The organism is Cellulomonas sp. HD19AZ1, from assembly GCF_004535805.1.
In the GTDB taxonomy this organism is placed as follows: domain Bacteria; phylum Actinomycetota; class Actinomycetes; order Actinomycetales; family Cellulomonadaceae; genus Cellulomonas; species Cellulomonas iranensis.
Genome location: NZ_SPHX01000001.1, coordinates 493,372 through 509,459 on the forward strand (window position 1 = coordinate 493,372; position 16,088 = coordinate 509,459).

Sequence of the window (16,088 nt, forward strand, 5' to 3'; positions counted from 1 at the left end):
GGGTGAGCGGTGCGTCCCGTAACGCGACGTTGACACGGTCCGGCTACATTCGCGGCATGGCGGACCTCTTCGACGACTACCCGGCGGGGACCGCGTGGGACGAGATGATCGGGCCGGAGGGCGAGGCCCGCGCGGCGTACCGGCAGGTGCACTCGGCGCTCGCGCAGCTCTCGGCGGGCGAGCTGCGGGCCCGGGCCGACACGCTCGCGCGCTCGTACCTCAAGCAGGGCGTGACCTTCGACTTCGCGGGCGAGGAGCGGCCGTTCCCGCTCGACGTCGTGCCGCGCGTCCTCGCGGGTGACGAGTGGGAGCACGTCGCGCCCGGGGTCTCGCAGCGGGTGCGTGCGCTCGAGGCGTTCCTCGCCGACGTGTACGGCCCGCAGAAGGCGGTCGCCGACGGCGTCGTGCCGCGCTCGGTCGTCGTGTCCTCGACGCACTTCCACCGCGCCGCGCGCGGCGTCGAGCCGCCCAACGGCGTGCGCGTGCACGTGTCGGGCATCGACCTCGTGCGCGACTCGCTCGGCGGCTGGCGGGTCCTGGAGGACAACGTGCGCGTCCCGTCGGGCGTCAGCTACGTGCTGTCCAACCGCCGCGCGATGGCCCAGACGTTCCCCGAGCTGTTCGCGACACTGCGGATCAGGCCGGTCGTCGACTACTCGCGGCGCCTGCTCGCCGCGCTCATGGCCGCGGCGCCGGCGGGCGTCGACGACCCCACGGTCGTCGTGCTGACGCCGGGCGTGTACAACTCGGCGTACTTCGAGCACACGCTGCTCGCGCGCACCATGGGCGTCGAGCTCGTCGAGGGACGCGACCTGTACGTCGCGGGCGGGCGCGTGTGGATGCGTACGACGCGGGGCCGGCGCCGCGTCGACGTCATCTACCGCCGGGTCGACGACGAGTTCCTCGACCCGGTCGTGTTCCGCTCGGACTCGCTGCTGGGCTGCCCCGGCCTCATGACGTGCGCGCGCCTCGGCACGGTGACGCTCGCGAACGCGGTCGGCAACGGGGTCGCGGACGACAAGCTGCTGTACACGTACGTGCCCGACCTCATCCGGTACTACCTGGGCGAGGACCCGATCCTGCCGAACGTCGACACGTGGCGCCTGGAGGACCCCGGCGCGCTCGAGGAGGTCCTCGACCGCCTGCACGAGCTCGTGGTCAAGCCCGTCGACGGCTCCGGGGGCAAGGGGCTCGTGGTGGGGCCGCGGGCGACGCGATCCGAGCTGGACGAGCTGCGCGGGCGGCTCCGCGAGGACCCCCGCGGCTGGATCGCGCAACCGGTCGTGCAGCTGTCGACCGTGCCCACGCTCGTCGAGGACGGTCTGCGGCCCCGGCACGTCGACCTGCGGCCGTTCGCCGTCAACGACGGCGAGTCGGTCTACGTGCTGCCCGGCGGGCTGACGCGCGTCGCGCTGCCGGAGGGGCAGCTCGTCGTGAACTCGTCGCAGGGCGGCGGGTCGAAGGACACCTGGGTGCTCGGGGGGCGCGTGCCGCGCCGCGCGCCCGGCACGGGGCAGACGGTGCCGCAGACCGTGCCGAAGGACGCGTCGGTCCCGATCGACTCGAACCCGTCGGACCGGCGCGTGCAGGTCATGCAGCAGCAGCAGACGCTCGCGGTCGGGGGGACGACGTGCTGAGCCGCATCGCGGAGTCGCTGTTCTGGATCGGCCGCTACGTCGAGCGCGCCGACGACACCGCGCGCCTCCTCGACGTCCACGTGCAGATCCTGCTCGAGGACCCGTGGGCCGAGGAGGACCTGGCCTGCCGCTCGCTGCTGTCCGTGATGGACCGCCCGGCGCCGCCGGACCACGTCGAGGTGGGGCGCGAGCACGTGCTCGACGTGCTCGGGTACGACAGGTTCTCGCCGTCGTCGATCGCCGGTGCGCTGGTCGCGGCGCGCGAGAACGCGCGGCGCGCGCGCGAGATCGTCTCGACCGAGCTGTGGGAGTGCCTCAACGCGAGCTGGAACCAGCTGCCCTCGCAGATGCGGCCGGCACGACCGCACGACTACTTCACGTGGGTGCGCGAGCGGGCCGCGATCGTCGCGGGGATCGTGGAGTCCACCACGTCGCGCGACGAGACGTGGCACTTCCTGGTGCTGGGCCGCGCGATCGAGCGCGCCGACATGACCGCCCGTCTGCTGACGACGCGCGCGCTGCTCGGGTCCGCCGGCCCGGGGTGGTCGACGCTGCTGCGCTCGTGCGGTGCGCACGAGGCGTTCCTGCGGACGTACCGCGGCACGGCGTCCGACGAGCGTGCCGCGGGCTTCCTGCTGCTCGACCGGCTGTTCCCGCGGTCCATCGTGTACGCGCTCAACGAGGCGGAGGCCTCGCTCACGGCGCTCGAGCCCGTCGCGGACCGCGCCGGCATCGACGACGCGCGCCGGCACATCGGGCACGTGCGCTCGAACCTCGAGTACCGGCCGCTGCTGGAGGTCCTCGACGACCTCCCGCGCGAGATGGAGCTCGTGCAGCGGGCGTGCTCGGCGGCGTCCGACGCGATCCGAGCGCGGTACTTCCCGTCCGGGGCGGAGCTGACGTGGGTCGGGGAGGCGCTGTGAGCAGGTTGCGGATCGTCCACACGTCGACGTTCCGGTACGCCGACCCGGTCGTCGCGTCGTACAACGAGGCGCGCATGACGCCGCTGTCGCTGCCGGGCCAGTCGGTGCTGGAGACGCGGCTCGAGATCCAGCCGCAGACGTGGTCGCACGACTTCCGTGACTACTGGGGCACGCACGTCACCGCGTTCGAGGTGATCGCGCCGCACCGTTCGCTCGTGCTGACGGCCGAGCACGTCGTCGAGGTGGCCGAGCGCGCGGCGCCGTCGCAGTCGGTCGCGTGGGACGTGCTGCACGGGCCCGAGGTGCGCGACCGGCTCGCGGAGCACCTCGGCACGACCGACGCCACCGACGTCCCCGACGACGTCGTCGCGCTCGCGCGGTCCGCGGCCGAGGGGCTCGAGCCGGCGGCGGCCGCGGAGGCGGTGTGCCGCGCGCTGCGCGACGAGATGGAGTACATCCCCGGGGTCACCACCGTGCACACGCCGGCGGCCGAGGCGTGGGCGAGCCGGACGGGCGTGTGCCAGGACATGGCACACCTCGCGCTCGGTGCGCTGCGCGCGATCGGCGTGCCCGCGCGGTACGTCTCGGGGTACCTGCACCCGGACTCGTCGGGCGAGGTCGGGACGACGGTCACGGGGGAGTCGCACGCGTGGGTCGAGTGGTGGGCCGGCGAGTGGTACGGCTACGACCCGACCAACCGCGTGCCGGCGGGCGAGCACCACGTGGTCCTCGCGCGCGGACGCTGCTACGACGACGTCGCGCCCCTGCGCGGCATCTACGCGGGCGCGCAGACGCAGGACCTCGTGGTGCGGGTGCGGATCACGCGCGAGGCGTGACCGGCCGCTCCTCGGCGCGCGTCACGGCGTGATCCGCCCCGCGAGCGCCGCGTCGAGCGCGGCGCGGTCGCCCGTGATCGCCAGCGCGGCGTCGGCGGGCGTCGTGCGGCCCCACAGCAGCAGCGCGAGCCGCTCGGCGGGCCCGTGGACGACGACCGACGGCTCCGCGGGCGCGTCGGGTGCCGCCGTCGTGTCCCACGTGCCGTGCGCGTCGTCGGCCACGAGCCGCACCCGCCCCGGCAGCTCGGGTGCGCGCCCCAGGGCCACCTGGCGCGGGTGCATGACCGCGACGACCTCGTCGACCGTGTCGGCCCAGAGCGCGGGCGCCACGTCGAGCGGCAGGCCGCCCGCCGTGTGCAGGTCCCACAGGTGCACGAGCGTCTCGTGCACCTGGCGGCGGTGCCAGAAGCGCACGACGCCGGAGTCGTCGAGCGTCCACGCGGGCGCGTCGGGGTCGAGCCCGGCGAGCGTCTCGCGGAGCTCGGCGGCCTGCGCGGCGTAGAACGCGTCGAGCACGAACGGCCCGCGGCCGAGCGGCGTCTCCTGGCGGCGCCGCGCCTGGCCGGCCGCCCAGTGGTGGATCCGGCCCAGGTGCTCGACGAGGTTCCGCACGCGCCAGCGGCCGCACCAGGGCACGCGCACCTCGGCGTCGACCTCGCGCATCGACGCGAGGAACCGGTCCTGCAGATCCGCCAGCACGGCCGTCGTCGCGACGGGTGGGTGGCCCAGGGCGTCCGTCATGGGACCATGGTGCTGCCCGCCACCGACACCCCGACAGGGCCGGGGCCGCCACCGACCGTCGTGATCACGCCGCGCGCGTGCTCGAGCGCCGTCGGCGCGAGCGCCCGTCGAGCCCGTCCAGAAGCCGGAGAACGCCGAGTTGCCCATCCCGTCCGCCACCGCCGCCGCGCGGATCCGCCCGTCGGCGACCGCGCCCGAGCTGCTGCGCAACTTCTGCATCATCGCGCACATCGACCACGGCAAGTCGACGCTCGCCGACCGCATGCTGCAGCTCACGGGCGTCGTCGAGGCGCGTGCCATGCGCGCGCAGTACCTCGACCGCATGGACATCGAGCGCGAGCGCGGCATCACGATCAAGTCGCAGGCCGTGCGCATGCCGTGGGAGCTCGACGGCACGCCGTACGCGCTCAACATGATCGACACGCCCGGCCACGTCGACTTCACGTACGAGGTCTCGCGCTCGCTCGCCGCGTGCGAGGGCGCCGTGCTGCTCGTCGACGCCGCGCAGGGCATCGAGGCGCAGACGCTCGCGAACCTCTACCTCGCGCTCGAGAACGACCTGCAGATCATCCCCGTGCTCAACAAGATCGACCTGCCGGCCGCGCAACCCGAGAAGTACGCCGAGGAGATCGCGGGGCTCGTCGGCGGCGACCCGGCCGACGTGCTCAAGGTGTCCGGCAAGACCGGCGAGGGCGTCGAGGCGCTCCTCGACCGGATCGTGCAGACCGTGCCGGCGCCGGTCGGCGACGCCGACGCGCCGGCCCGCGCGATGATCTTCGACTCCGTGTACGACACCTACCGCGGCGTCGTCACCTACGTCCGTGTCGTCGACGGCCGACTCGACCCGCGCGAGCGCATCGTCATGATGTCGACGCGCGCGACGCACGAGCTCCTCGAGATCGGCGTCATCGCGCCCGAGCCCGTGCCGACCAAGGGCCTGGGCGTCGGCGAGGTCGGCTACCTCATCACCGGCGTGAAGGACGTGCGCCAGTCGAAGGTCGGCGACACCGTGACGAACGCGGCCAAGCCCGCGGACCAGGCGCTGGGCGGGTACTCCGACCCCAAGCCCATGGTCTTCTCGGGCCTGTACCCGATCGACGGGTCCGACTACCCGGCGCTGCGCGACGCGCTCGACAAGCTCAAGCTCAACGACGCCGCGCTGAACTACGAGCCCGAGACGTCGGTCGCGCTCGGCTTCGGCTTCCGTGTCGGGTTCCTCGGCCTGCTGCACCTGGAGATCGTGCGCGAGCGGCTCGAGCGCGAGTTCGACCTCGACCTCATCTCGACCGCGCCGAACGTCGTCTACGACGTCACGCTCGAGGACCGCACCGAGGTCGTCGTGACGAACCCGAGCGAGTTCCCCGCGGGCAAGATCCGCGAGGTCCGCGAACCGGTCGTCAAGGCCACGATCCTCACGCCGTCGGAGTTCGTCGGCACGATCATGGAGCTGTGCCAGTCGCGGCGCGGCGACCTGCAGGGCATGGACTACCTGTCCGAGGACCGCGTCGAGATGCGCTACCTGCTGCCGCTCGCCGAGATCGTGTTCGACTTCTTCGACCACCTCAAGTCGCGCACGCGCGGGTACGCGAGCCTCGACTACGACACGACCGGCGACCAGGCCGCCGACCTCGTGAAGGTCGACATCCTGCTGCAGGGCGAGCAGGTCGACGCGTTCAGCGCGATCGTCCACAAGGACAAGGCGTACGCGTACGGCGTCATGATGACGGCCAAGCTCAAGGAGCTCATCCCGCGCCAGCAGTTCGAGGTGCCGATCCAGGCCGCGATCGGCTCGCGGATCATCGCGCGCGAGACCATCCGCGCGATGCGCAAGGACGTCCTCGCCAAGTGCTACGGCGGCGACATCAGCCGCAAGCGCAAGCTGCTCGAGAAGCAGAAGGAGGGCAAGAAGCGCATGAAGACCATCGGTCGGGTCGACGTGCCGCAGGAGGCCTTCATCGCCGCGCTCTCGTCCGACGGCGGCAGCGGCGGCAAGGACGCGAAGGACGCGAAGAAGAAGTGAGCGCGACGGCGCTCGTCGAGGGCGGCGCCGCGTGAGCCCGGCGCTGCCCGACGGCGACCCCGCACCGCCCGACGGCGCGCTGCCCGCGTCGGCGGCGGCCGGTGCCGACGCGCGCCGGTTCGGCGTCTACCTGCACGTGCCCTTCTGCGCCGTGCGCTGCGGGTACTGCGACTTCAACACCTACACCGCGACCGAGCTGGGCGGGGGCGCGAGCCTCGACGCGTACGCGTCGACCGCCCTCGGCGAGGTCGCGCTCGCCGACCGCGTGCTGCGGGACGCGGGCGTGCCGCACCGCACGGTGTCGACCGTGTTCGTCGGCGGCGGCACGCCGACGCTGCTGCCGGTCGACGACCTCGTGCGCCTGCTGGCCGGCGTGCGCGACACGTGGGGGCTCGCGCCCGGCGCCGAGGTCACGACCGAGGCCAACCCCGACTCGGTGACGCCCGAGGGGCTCGCGCGCCTCGCGGCGGGCGGCGTCACGCGCGTGTCGTTCGGCATGCAGTCGGCCGTGCCGCACGTGCTCGCGACGCTCGAGCGCACGCACGACCCCGCGCGGGTCCCGGACGTCGTGCGGTGGGCGCGCGACGCGGGGCTGCGGGTCTCGCTCGACCTCATCTACGGCACGCCGGGGGAGTCGCTCGACGACTGGCGGCGCTCGGTCGACGTCGCGCTGAGCACCGGGGTCGACCACGTCAGCGCGTACGCGCTGGTCGTCGAGCCCGGCACGCGCATGGCGGTGCAGGTGCGCCGCGGCGAGCTGACGCTGCCCGACGAGGACGACCAGGCGACCAAGTACGAGCTCGTCGACGACCTGCTCACGGCCGCCGGGCTGCGCTGGTACGAGGTGAGCAACTGGGCCCGCACGCCCGCGGACGCGTCGCAGCACAACCTCGGGTACTGGCGCGGGGACGACTGGTGGGGGATCGGCCCGGGCGCCCACAGCCACGTCGGCGGCGTGCGGTGGTGGAACGTCAAGCACCCGCGCGCCTACGCGGACCGGCTGGGACGCGGGCTGAGCCCGGCCGCGGGCCGCGAGCTCGTCGACGCGGGCACCGCGCAGCTCGAGCGCGTCATGCTGGGCGTGCGCGTGGCCGAGGGGCTGCCGGTCGCCGACCTCGAGCCCGCGGCGCGGGCCGCGGTCGCGGGGCTCGTCGCGGACGGCCTGGTCGACGGCCGCGCTGCGCTGGGTGCCGACGGCGAGCGCCGGGTCGTCCTCACGCGTCGCGGGCGGCTGCTGGCCGACGCCGTGGTGCGCGCGCTCGTCGTCTGACGCGCCGTCCGCCCCGGTGCCGGCGCTCGCCGGACCCGCCACGGACCGGCGGCGTCGCCGTCAGGGGACGAAGCGGATCGTCAGCGGGTAGCGGTACCACTCCCAGCGGCTCGCGGCGACGGCCGCGAGGACGCCGAGCACGACCCACGCCACGAGCACGCCGAGCAGCACCGGCGACAGCAGCCCGAACGTCACGACGGCCACCACGGCCGCCAGGGCGAGGGCGACGAGCGACGCGAGCTGGAAGTTGAGCGACTCCTTGGCGTGGTGCTCGAGGAACGGCCCGCGGCCGCGGAAGACGAGCCACACGACGAGCGGCGGCACGAAACCGAGGCCGAGCAGCGGGAGCACGTGCGCCAGGATCGCCCACGTGCGCTCCTCGTCGGGCCGCAGCGGCGGGGCGGGTGGCGGCGGGCCCCAGGCCGGTGGCCCGTCGGCGGGGTGGGTCACGTGGGTGCTCCGGTCGCAGGGGGTGAAGTCCGCGCGTAGCGTACAGGTGCGGACGGGTGCACGTGGCGGGATCGGGACTTCTGGACTTGACACGTTCTGTCGCGTTTCGGTTCTCTGACCCGCGGGACGGCCCACGTCCCTTCCTGTGACCTGGAGGGTCCTTGATGAGCGAGAACACCGGGGGCGTGCCGCCCCGCGACGAGGACGGCCGCGACGTGCCGCCGCCCCCGCCGGGCTACGGCCAGCCGGGCGGCGACGTGCCGCCCGCCGCGCCGCAGCCGGGCGCGCCCACCCCGCCCCCGGGCGGCGCCTACCCGCCGCCCCCGGGGTACGGCACCACGCCGCCGGCGTCGCCGTACGGCCAGCCGGCGGGTCAGCCCTACGGCCAGCAGCCCTATGGCCAGCAGCCCTACGGCCAGCCGTACGCGCCGGCACCGGGCCAGGTCGACATCGGCAACGGCTTCTCGTGGGCGTTCTCCAAGTTCGGTCAGAACTGGGTGACGTTCCTGGTCGGCACGCTGCTGTGGGGCATCGGCATCAGCGTCGTGACGTCGCTCGTCTCGGGCATCTTCGGCGGCTTCGGCTCGCTGATCGGCCGCGACGGCAGCGGCGTCGGCGCCGGCTTCGCGCTGGCCTCGGCCGGCATCGCGGGTGCGGTCATCACGGCCGTGACGATCCTGCTGGGGTCGCTGTTCAGCGCCGCGGTCATCGGCACCGCGCTCAAGGTCACGGCCGGGCGTCCGGTGTCGCTGGCCGACATGTTCGACTTCTCGCACGTGGCCCAGGTGTTCGTGCTGGGCCTGCTGCTCGCGGTCGCCAACGGGGTCCTCACGTTCATCCCGTTCTTCGGCGCGCTCGCGCAGATCGCCATCACGTACTTCGTGTTCTTCGGCTACCACCTGATCGTCGACCGCAACCTCGGCGCGATCGACGCGATCCGCGAGTCGGTGCAGCTCCAGACCCGCAACGTCGGGTCCTCGGTGCTCGTGGTGCTCGTCGCCATCGCGATCGTCGTGGTCGGCATCATCGCCTGCTTCGTCGGCGTGCTGGTCGCCGGCCCGGTCGCCGCGCTGTTCTCCGCGTACGCGTACCGCCGCGTGACGAACGGGCAGATCGCGGCCTGACGGCCCCGGTGCACGGCACGAGGCCCGCCCGGGCTCCCCGGGCGGGCCTCGTCGTGCCGAGTCGTGTCAGGCGGTGACGAAGTCGATGAGCTCCTCGACGCGTCCCAGCAGGCTCGGCTCGAGATCCGCGTACGAGCGCACCGAGCGCAGGATCCGCTGCCACGCGCGCGCGACGTCCGCCTGCTCGGCGGCCGGCCACCCGAGCTCGCGCAGGATCCCGCGCTTCCACTCGGTGCCGCGCTCGATCGCGGGCCACGACGTGAGCCCGAGCCGCTCGGGGCGCACGGCCTGCCACACGTCGACGTAGGGGTGCCCCAGCACCAGGACCGTGCCCGCGGGCACGCCGCGGACGGCCTCGGCGGCGATCCGGCTCTCCTTCGACCCCGGCACGAGGTGGTCCACGAGCACGCCGACGCGCCGGTCGGCGCTCGGCCGGAAGTCGCGCAGCGCGTCGGCGAGGTGGTCCACGCCGTCGAGCAGCTCGACCACGACGCCCTCGACGCGCAGGTCGTCGCCCCACACCTTCTCGACGAGCTCGGCGTCGTGCTTGCCCTCGACCCAGATGCGCGACCCGCGCGCGACGCGCGCCGGTGCGTCGGGCACGGCGACCGACCCGGACGCGGTGCGGGTCGGCCGGGCGGGCGCGCGGGACGTCACGGGCGCGGTGAGGACGACGGGCTCGCCGTCGACCCAGAACCCCGGGCCGAGCCGGAAGGTCCGCGTGCGGCCCCGCCGGTCCTCGAGCACGACGACGTGCTGCCCGCCGGACTTCTCGACCCGCACGACCGCGCCGACCCAGCCGGTCTCGACGTCCTCGACGACGAGGCCGTGCTCGGCCGGCTGGTCGCGCGCCGTGCGCGGCGGGCGGTGGTGCGCGGTGCGGGGGGCGGAGCGGTCCGACGACAGCACGTCGGAGCCGTAGCGGTCGTGGGTCACGCGGGAGACTCTAGGAGGTCCGTGCGGGACGTGACGGGTGACGCGCTGCCTCGCCGTGGTCCCGCCGGAGGGACCGCGTAGAATTGGCACTCGGTCCGGGCGAGTGCTACGTCACGGGCCGCGGGGCGCCCCCCGCACGGGTGGGCGCACGGGCGACGGAGGAGGCGAGATGAGCGAGGACCGTCGGCTGGACGTGCTGCGCGCGATCGTCGAGGACTACGTCGCGACGCGCGAGCCGGTCGGGTCGCGCGCGCTCACCGAGCGGCACGCGCTCGGCGTGTCGCCGGCGACGATCCGCAACGACATGGCCGCGCTCGAGGACGCCGGGCTCATCGTCCAGCCGCACACCTCGGCCGGTCGCGTGCCCACCGACCTCGGCTACCGCGTGTTCGTCGACCAGCTCTCGGGCGTCAAGCCGCTCTCGGCGGCCGAGAAGCGCGCGATCGGCCTGCTGCTGGAGGAGGCGGTCGACCTCGACGACGTCATCGACCGCGCCGTGCGGCTGCTCGCGCAGCTGACCCACCAGGTCGCGGTCGTGCAGTACCCGTCGCTGCGGCGCTCGGCCCTGCGGCACGTCGAGCTCGTGCCCGTCGGCGCGCGGCACCTGCTGGTCGTCATCATCACGACCACCGGGCGCGTCGAGCAGCGCACGCTCGAGCTCCGCGAGGACCTCGACGAGTCGGTCGTCGCGCGTCTGCGCGTGCGCCTCAACGTCGCGGCCGCCGGGATGCGGCTGGCCGAGCTGGACGGCGCGCTGCAGGACCTCGCGGCGGAGTTCACGCCCGCGGGCGGCGACCTCGTGCGCGCCGTCGTCGCGGTGGTCTCCGAGACCCTGGCGCAGGAGAGCGAGGAGCGCGTGGTCGTCGCCGGCGCCTCGCACCTCGCGCGCAGCGCGGGCGCCGACTTCGCGCACACCCTCGGCCCGGTCCTCGAGGCGCTCGAGGAGCAGGTCGTGCTGCTGCGGCTGCTGTCGGAGATGGCCGAGGACGCCTCGGGCGTCGCGGTGCGCATCGGGCGCGAGACGCAGCACGAGGGCCTCGCGGAGACCAGCATCGTCACCAGCGGCTACGGCGGCGACGGGTCGTCGGTCGCCGTGCTCGGGTCGGTCGGCCCGCTGCGCATGGACTACCCCCAGACCATGGCGGCGGTGCGTGCCGTCGCCCGGTACCTGACCCGGATCCTCGCGGGCTGACGGCGCGCCGCGCACGCGCCGTCCGGCGCCCCGCGCAGGCCCGTCCACGCCACGCACGAGCAGGAAGCGAGCACCACGCCACGTGACCGACTACTACGAGATCCTGGGCGTCGCGCGCGACGCGACGCCCGAGCAGATCAAGAAGGCGTACCGCAAGCTCGCACGCGAGCTGCACCCCGACGTCGCGGGGACGGACGCCGCCACCGAGGAGCGGTTCAAGGACGTGTCGCGCGCGTACGACGTGCTCGGCAACCCCGACAAGCGGCGCGCGTACGACATGGGCGCCGACCCGTCGTCGCCCGGCGGCGGCATGGGCGGCGGCTTCGGGTTCCAGGACATCTTCGAGACGTTCTTCGGCGCCGCCGGCGGCGGTGCGCCGCGCGGTCCCGCGCCGCGCGCGCGGCGCGGCCAGGACGCGCTCGTGCGCCTCGACCTCGACCTCGCCGAGGCCGCGTTCGGCGTGCACCGCGAGATCCAGGTCGACACCGCGGTGCTGTGCCCGACGTGCGGCGGCACGTGCTGCCGCCCGGGCACGTCGCCCCGCACGTGCGACGTCTGCGGCGGGCGCGGCTCGGTGCAGCGCGTCGCGCAATCGTTCCTCGGCCGGGTCATGACGACGCAGCCGTGCGCGGCGTGCCACGGGTTCGGCACGGTCATCCCCGAGCCGTGCACCGAGTGCGCGGGCGAGGGGCGCGTGCGCTCGCGGCGCACGCTGTCCGTCGACGTGCCGGCGGGCGTCGACACCGGCACGCGCATCAAGCTCACGGGCCAGGGCGAGGTCGGCCCCGCGGGCGGCCCTGCCGGCGACGTCTACCTCGAGGTGCGCGAGCGCAAGCACGAGACGTTCGTGCGCAAGGGCGACGACCTGCACGCGACCCTGCAGGTCCCCATGACGGCGGCGGCGCTCGGCACGGTGCTCACCATGGAGACGCTCGACGGCGAGCGCGAGGTCGACCTGCGCCCCGGCACCCAGCCCGGGCAGGTCGTCACGCTCAAGGGGCTGGGCGTCGGCCACCTGCACGTGGGAGGCCGCGGCGACCTGCACGTGCACGTCGAGGTCCAGGTGCCCACGCCCGCCGACGACGAGCAGGCGGAGCTGCTGCGGCGGCTCGCCGCGCTGCGCGGCGAGGAGCGCCCCGAGGCGCGGCTCGCGGCCGCCCACCCGGGCGTGTTCTCCAAGCTGCGCGACAAGCTCACGGGCCGGTGAGCGCACCGGTCTTCCTCGTCGACGCCGGGCGGCTCGACGACGTCGTCGCGGGCGGGGAGTTCCTGCTCGACGGGACCGAGGGGCGGCACGCGGGCGTCGTGCAGCGCCGCGGGCCGGGCGAACGCGTCGACGTCGTCGACGGCGCGGGCGTCCGGCTGCTCGGGCGTGTGCGCGCCGCCGGTCCCGAGGGCGTGCGGATCGACGTCGAGGACGTCGTGCGCGAGCCCGCGCCGTCGCCGCGGCTCGTGCTCGTGCAGGCGCTCGCCAAGGGCGACCGCGACGAGATGGCGATCGAGGCGGCGACCGAGGTCGGCGTCGACGTGGTCGTGCCGTGGCAGGCCGAGCGCTCGGTCGTCATCTGGCGGGGCGACCGCGCGCAGAAGAGCCGCGCACGGTGGATCGGGACGGTGCGCACGGCCACCAAGCAGTCGCGCCGCGCGTGCGTGCCGCTCGTCGAGCAGGCCCTCGACGGCAAGGGGCTCGTCGCGCACGTCGCCGACGTGGTGGCCGCGGGCGGGGTCGTCGTCGTGCTCCACGAGAGCGCGACGCGACCGCTGCACGAGGTCACGCCGCCCGCCGCCGGCGACCTGCTGGTCGTGGTGGGCCCCGAGGGCGGCATCAGCGACCGCGAGCTCGACGCGCTCACCGGGGCCGGCGCGCTGACCTGCCGGCTCGGGCCGCACGTGCTGCGCACGTCGACCGCGGGCCCGGTCGCGCTCGCGATGCTCGCCGACCGGCTCGGCCGCTGGGGCTGAGCCCGCCCGGCGCGGTGCGCCGTCGGATCGCGCTCTCGCGGTGCGGGGGACTGGATCGCGCTCTCGCGGTGGGTCGGGTGGGGCTGGATCGCTCTCTCGCGGTGAGTGGTGGGACTGGATCGCACTCTCGCGGTGAGAGGGCGATCCAGCCCGCCCGTCGCGCCGGTCAGCGCGAGTCGCTGCCCTCGTGCTCGACCGCCGCGCGGCCCGCCTCGAGCCGCGCGACCGGCACCCGGAACGGCGAGCAGGACACGTAGTCGAGGCCGACGGCGTCGAAGAACCGGATCGACTCGGGGTCGCCGCCGTGCTCGCCGCACACGCCGAGCGTGAGGTCGGGACGCGTCGCGCGGCCCAACCGGACCGCCGTCTCGACGAGCTGCCCGACGCCCTTGACGTCGATCGTCTCGAACGGCGACACCGACAGCACGCCGTTGGCGGTGTACTGCGCGAAGAACGCGCCCTCGACGTCGTCGCGGCTGAAGCCCCACGTGGTCTGCGTGAGGTCGTTCGTGCCGAACGAGAAGAACGCCGCCTGGGTCGCGATGCGGTCCGCCGTGAGCGCCGCGCGCGGCAGCTCGATCATGCAGCCGACGGGCAGCTCGACCGGCACGCCCCGCTCCGCGCCGACCTCGGCCATGATGGTCAGCGCGCGCTCGCGGACGAGCCGCAGCTCCTGCACCGAGCCCACGAGCGGCACCATGATCTCGGCGTGCGGGTCGCCGCCCGCGGCCAGCCGTGCCGCGACCGCCTCGCACACGGCGCGGATCTGCAGGTCGAACAGCCCGGGGACCACCAGCCCGAGCCGTACGCCGCGCAGGCCGAGCATCGGGTTGGCCTCGTGCATGCGCCGCACCGCGGCGAGCAGGGCCACGTCGCCGTCGTCGACCTCGCCGCGCTCGGCCGCGAGGGCGACCTTGACGGACAGCTCGGTGAGGTCCGGCAGGAACTCGTGCAGCGGCGGGTCGATGAGGCGGATGGTCGTCGGCAGGCCGTCCATCGCCTCCAGCAGGTCCGTGAAGTCGGCGCGCTGCAGCGGCAGCAGCGCGTCGAGCGCGGCCTGCCGCTGCGTGTCGTCCGCGGCGAGCACGACCCGCTCGACGAGCACGCGCCGCTCGCCGAGGAACATGTGCTCGGTGCGGCACAGGCCGATGCCCTGCGCGCCCAGGCGGCGCGCCCGCGCGGCGTCCTGCGCCGTGTCGGCGTTGGCGTGCACGTGCAGGCGCCGGGTCGTGTCGGCGTGCCGCAGGATCCGGTCGACGGCGCGCACGAGGTCGCGCGTCTCGTCGTCGGGCGCCGCCTCGAGCGCGGCGTCCAGACCGTCCTCGAGGTACCGCTGCACGGGGGAGGGCACGACGGGCACGTCGCCCAGGAACACCTCGCCGCTCGTCCCGTCGATCGCGAGCACGTCGCCCTCGCGCACCGTGCGGCCGCGCGCGGTGAGCGAGCGGTCGGCCTGGTCGACGACCAGCTCCTCCGCGCCGACGACGCACGTGCGCCCCATGCCGCGCGCCACGACCGCGGCGTGCGACGTCTTGCCGCCGCGCGCCGTCAGCACGCCCACCGCGGCGATCATGCCGCCCAGGTCGTCGGGGTTGGTCTCGCGCCGCACGAGCACGACGTCCTCGCCGCGCGCGGCCCACTCCTGCGCGGTCGCGGGGTCGAACACCGCGCGGCCGACCGCGGCGCCCGGCGACGCGGGCATCGCGCGCGTCAGCAGCACGCGGTCGGCCGCGCCGTCGGGGGCGGGTGCGAACTGCGGGAACTGCAGCTGCGCGAGCTGCGCGCCCGACACGCGCGAGAGCGCCTCGTCCATCGTGATGAGGTGCTCGTCGACCAGCTGGCACGCGATCCGGAACGCGGCCGGCGCCGTGCGCTTGCCGACGCGCGTCTGCAGCATCCACAGCTTGCCGCGCTCGATCGTGAACTCGATGTCGCACAGGTCGCGGTAGTGCGTCTCGAGGCGGCGCATCGCCTGGCGCAGCTCGGCGTACGCCGCGGGGTCGACCTGCTCGAGGTCGGCCAGCGACAGCGTGTTGCGGATGCCGGCGACCACGTCCTCGCCCTGCGCGTTCACCAGGTAGTCGCCGTAGTCGCCCGTGCGGCCCGTCGCGGGGTCCCGCGTGAACGCCACGCCCGTGCCCGACGTCGGCCCCAGGTTGCCGAACACCATCGTGCAGACGTTGACCGCCGTGCCGAGGTCGTCGGGGATCCGCTCCTTGCGGCGGTAGAGACGCGCGCGCTCGGTGCCCCACGAGTCCAGGACCGCGACGATCGCCATGTCGAGCTGCTCGCGCGGGTGCTGCGGGAACTCGCGCCCCGACTCGTCGCGCACGATCTGCTTGTACGTGCCGACGAGCGCGCGCAGGTCCTGCGCGTCGAGGTCGACGTCGGCCGTCACGCCACGCCCGGCCTTCGCCTTGTCGAGAGCGTCGGCGAACAGGTCGGCGTCGATGCCGAGCACCGTGCGTCCGAACATCTGGATCAGCCGGCGGTAGGAGTCCCACGCGAACCGCTCGTCGCCCGACAGCTCGGCCAGGCCCTGCACGGACGCGTCGTTCAGCCCGACGTTGAGGACCGTCTCCATCATGCCGGGCATCGAGAACTTCGCGCCCGAGCGCACCGACACCAGCAGCGGGTCGTGGAAGTCCCCGAGCCGGCGGCCGAGCTCGTCCTCGAGGTGCCGGACCGCCATCGTCACCTCGACGCGCAGCTCGGGCGGCACCTCGCCCGTGCGCAGGTACGCGCGGCACGCCTCGGTCGTGATCGTGAAGCCCGGCGGGACCGGCAGGCCGAGCCGGGTCATCTCGGCGAGGTTCGCGCCCTTGCCGCCGAGCAGGTCCTTCTGGTCCTTGTCGCCCTCGCTGAAGTCCTTCACGTAGCGGGCCACGGTGCCTCCTCCGGGTCGCACCCGTCAGGCTCCGTTGCCCGACGGCCTCCTGCCAGTGTTCTCCTGCCCCGACCCGGACGCCCGGGGACGAAGGGCCCACGACGGCGGGA

Annotated in this window: 13 protein-coding genes; 9 read left to right on the forward strand and 4 right to left on the reverse strand. The window is 74.5% G+C overall.

The genetic code is table 11. The features are described from left to right. Positions 1 to 56: 56 nt before the first annotated feature. The 3 genes from E4A51_RS02240 to E4A51_RS02250 are packed head-to-tail and all read left to right on the forward strand — an operon-like array spanning position 57 to position 3,396. Positions 57 to 1,637, forward strand: a complete 1,581-nt coding sequence (locus E4A51_RS02240; protein ID WP_046528675.1) for a circularly permuted type 2 ATP-grasp protein — start codon at positions 57 to 59, stop codon at positions 1,635 to 1,637. Next, positions 1,631 to 2,560 carry an alpha-E domain-containing protein gene (locus E4A51_RS02245; RefSeq protein ID WP_046528674.1) on the forward strand — a complete coding sequence of 310 codons (930 nt, stop codon included), beginning with the start codon at positions 1,631 to 1,633 and terminating at the stop codon, positions 2,558 to 2,560. The genes E4A51_RS02240 and E4A51_RS02245 overlap by 7 nt, the downstream gene beginning before the upstream one ends. Continuing rightward, positions 2,557 to 3,396 (forward strand): transglutaminase family protein, encoded by an 840-nt coding sequence (locus E4A51_RS02250; RefSeq protein WP_070320165.1) that lies wholly within the window; start codon positions 2,557 to 2,559, stop codon positions 3,394 to 3,396. Before E4A51_RS02245 ends, E4A51_RS02250 begins: the two co-directional genes overlap by 4 nt. A gap of 21 nt (positions 3,397 to 3,417) precedes the next feature. Here the strand turns inward: E4A51_RS02250 and E4A51_RS02255 are convergent, their stop codons facing one another. After that, the gene (locus E4A51_RS02255; protein ID WP_134850760.1) at positions 3,418 to 4,137 is read right to left on the reverse strand and encodes a maleylpyruvate isomerase family mycothiol-dependent enzyme; all 720 of its coding nucleotides are present in this window, start codon (positions 4,135 to 4,137) and stop codon (positions 3,418 to 3,420) included. A gap of 139 nt (positions 4,138 to 4,276) precedes the next feature. Between E4A51_RS02255 and lepA the strand changes: the two genes are divergently transcribed. Beyond that, the gene (gene lepA / locus E4A51_RS02260) at positions 4,277 to 6,157 is read left to right on the forward strand and encodes a translation elongation factor 4 (protein WP_046528671.1); all 1,881 of its coding nucleotides are present in this window, start codon (positions 4,277 to 4,279) and stop codon (positions 6,155 to 6,157) included. A gap of 31 nt (positions 6,158 to 6,188) precedes the next feature. Next, positions 6,189 to 7,427 (forward strand): radical SAM family heme chaperone HemW, encoded by a 1,239-nt coding sequence (hemW, locus tag E4A51_RS02265; protein WP_134850761.1) that lies wholly within the window; start codon positions 6,189 to 6,191, stop codon positions 7,425 to 7,427. Between the two features lie 60 nt (positions 7,428 to 7,487). On the opposite strand, the gene E4A51_RS02270 is transcribed toward hemW, so the two are convergent. Continuing rightward, entirely contained in the window at positions 7,488 to 7,877 is a 390-nt protein-coding gene (locus E4A51_RS02270) for a DUF4870 domain-containing protein (protein ID WP_046528669.1), read from the reverse strand. Between the two features lie 164 nt (positions 7,878 to 8,041). Between E4A51_RS02270 and E4A51_RS02275 the strand changes: the two genes are divergently transcribed. After that, positions 8,042 to 9,001, forward strand: coding sequence for a hypothetical protein (locus tag E4A51_RS02275; protein ID WP_134850762.1), 960 nt, complete (start codon positions 8,042 to 8,044; stop codon positions 8,999 to 9,001). 66 nt (positions 9,002 to 9,067) lie between these two features. Here E4A51_RS02275 and E4A51_RS02280 read toward each other — a convergent pair whose 3' ends face one another. Beyond that, a complete protein-coding gene (locus tag E4A51_RS02280; protein WP_134850763.1) occupies positions 9,068 to 9,937 on the reverse strand; it encodes a DUF3097 domain-containing protein in 870 nt (289 codons plus the stop codon). Positions 9,938 to 10,106: 169 nt separating this feature from the next. On the opposite strand from E4A51_RS02280, the gene hrcA reads away from it, so the two are divergent. The 3 genes from hrcA to E4A51_RS02295 all read left to right on the forward strand — a co-directional run bounded on the left by hrcA (position 10,107) and on the right by E4A51_RS02295 (position 13,091). Further along, the gene (gene hrcA, locus E4A51_RS02285; protein WP_046528666.1) at positions 10,107 to 11,129 is read left to right on the forward strand and encodes a heat-inducible transcriptional repressor HrcA; all 1,023 of its coding nucleotides are present in this window, start codon (positions 10,107 to 10,109) and stop codon (positions 11,127 to 11,129) included. A gap of 82 nt (positions 11,130 to 11,211) precedes the next feature. Beyond that, a complete protein-coding gene (dnaJ, locus tag E4A51_RS02290; RefSeq protein WP_046528665.1) occupies positions 11,212 to 12,336 on the forward strand; it encodes a molecular chaperone DnaJ in 1,125 nt (374 codons plus the stop codon). Beyond that, positions 12,333 to 13,091, forward strand: coding sequence for a 16S rRNA (uracil(1498)-N(3))-methyltransferase (locus E4A51_RS02295; RefSeq protein WP_134850764.1), 759 nt, complete (start codon positions 12,333 to 12,335; stop codon positions 13,089 to 13,091). Before dnaJ ends, E4A51_RS02295 begins: the two co-directional genes overlap by 4 nt. Positions 13,092 to 13,257: 166 nt before the next feature. Here the strand turns inward: E4A51_RS02295 and ppdK are convergent, their stop codons facing one another. Further along, complete coding sequence (ppdK, locus tag E4A51_RS02300) at positions 13,258 to 15,978, reverse strand: pyruvate, phosphate dikinase (protein ID WP_134850765.1); 2,721 nt, start codon at positions 15,976 to 15,978, stop codon at positions 13,258 to 13,260. Between the last annotated feature and the right edge of the window lie 110 nt (positions 15,979 to 16,088).

Coding starts and splice junctions, on each gene's coding strand:
- E4A51_RS02275 (WP_134850762.1), top strand. CDS start 8,042: ATGAGCGAGAACACCGGGGGCGTGCCGCCCCGCGACGAGGACGGCCGC.
- E4A51_RS02255 (WP_134850760.1), bottom strand. CDS start 4,137: ATGACGGACGCCCTGGGCCACCCACCCGTCGCGACGACGGCCGTGCTG.
- E4A51_RS02240 (WP_046528675.1), top strand. CDS start 57: ATGGCGGACCTCTTCGACGACTACCCGGCGGGGACCGCGTGGGACGAG.
- hrcA (WP_046528666.1), top strand. CDS start 10,107: ATGAGCGAGGACCGTCGGCTGGACGTGCTGCGCGCGATCGTCGAGGAC.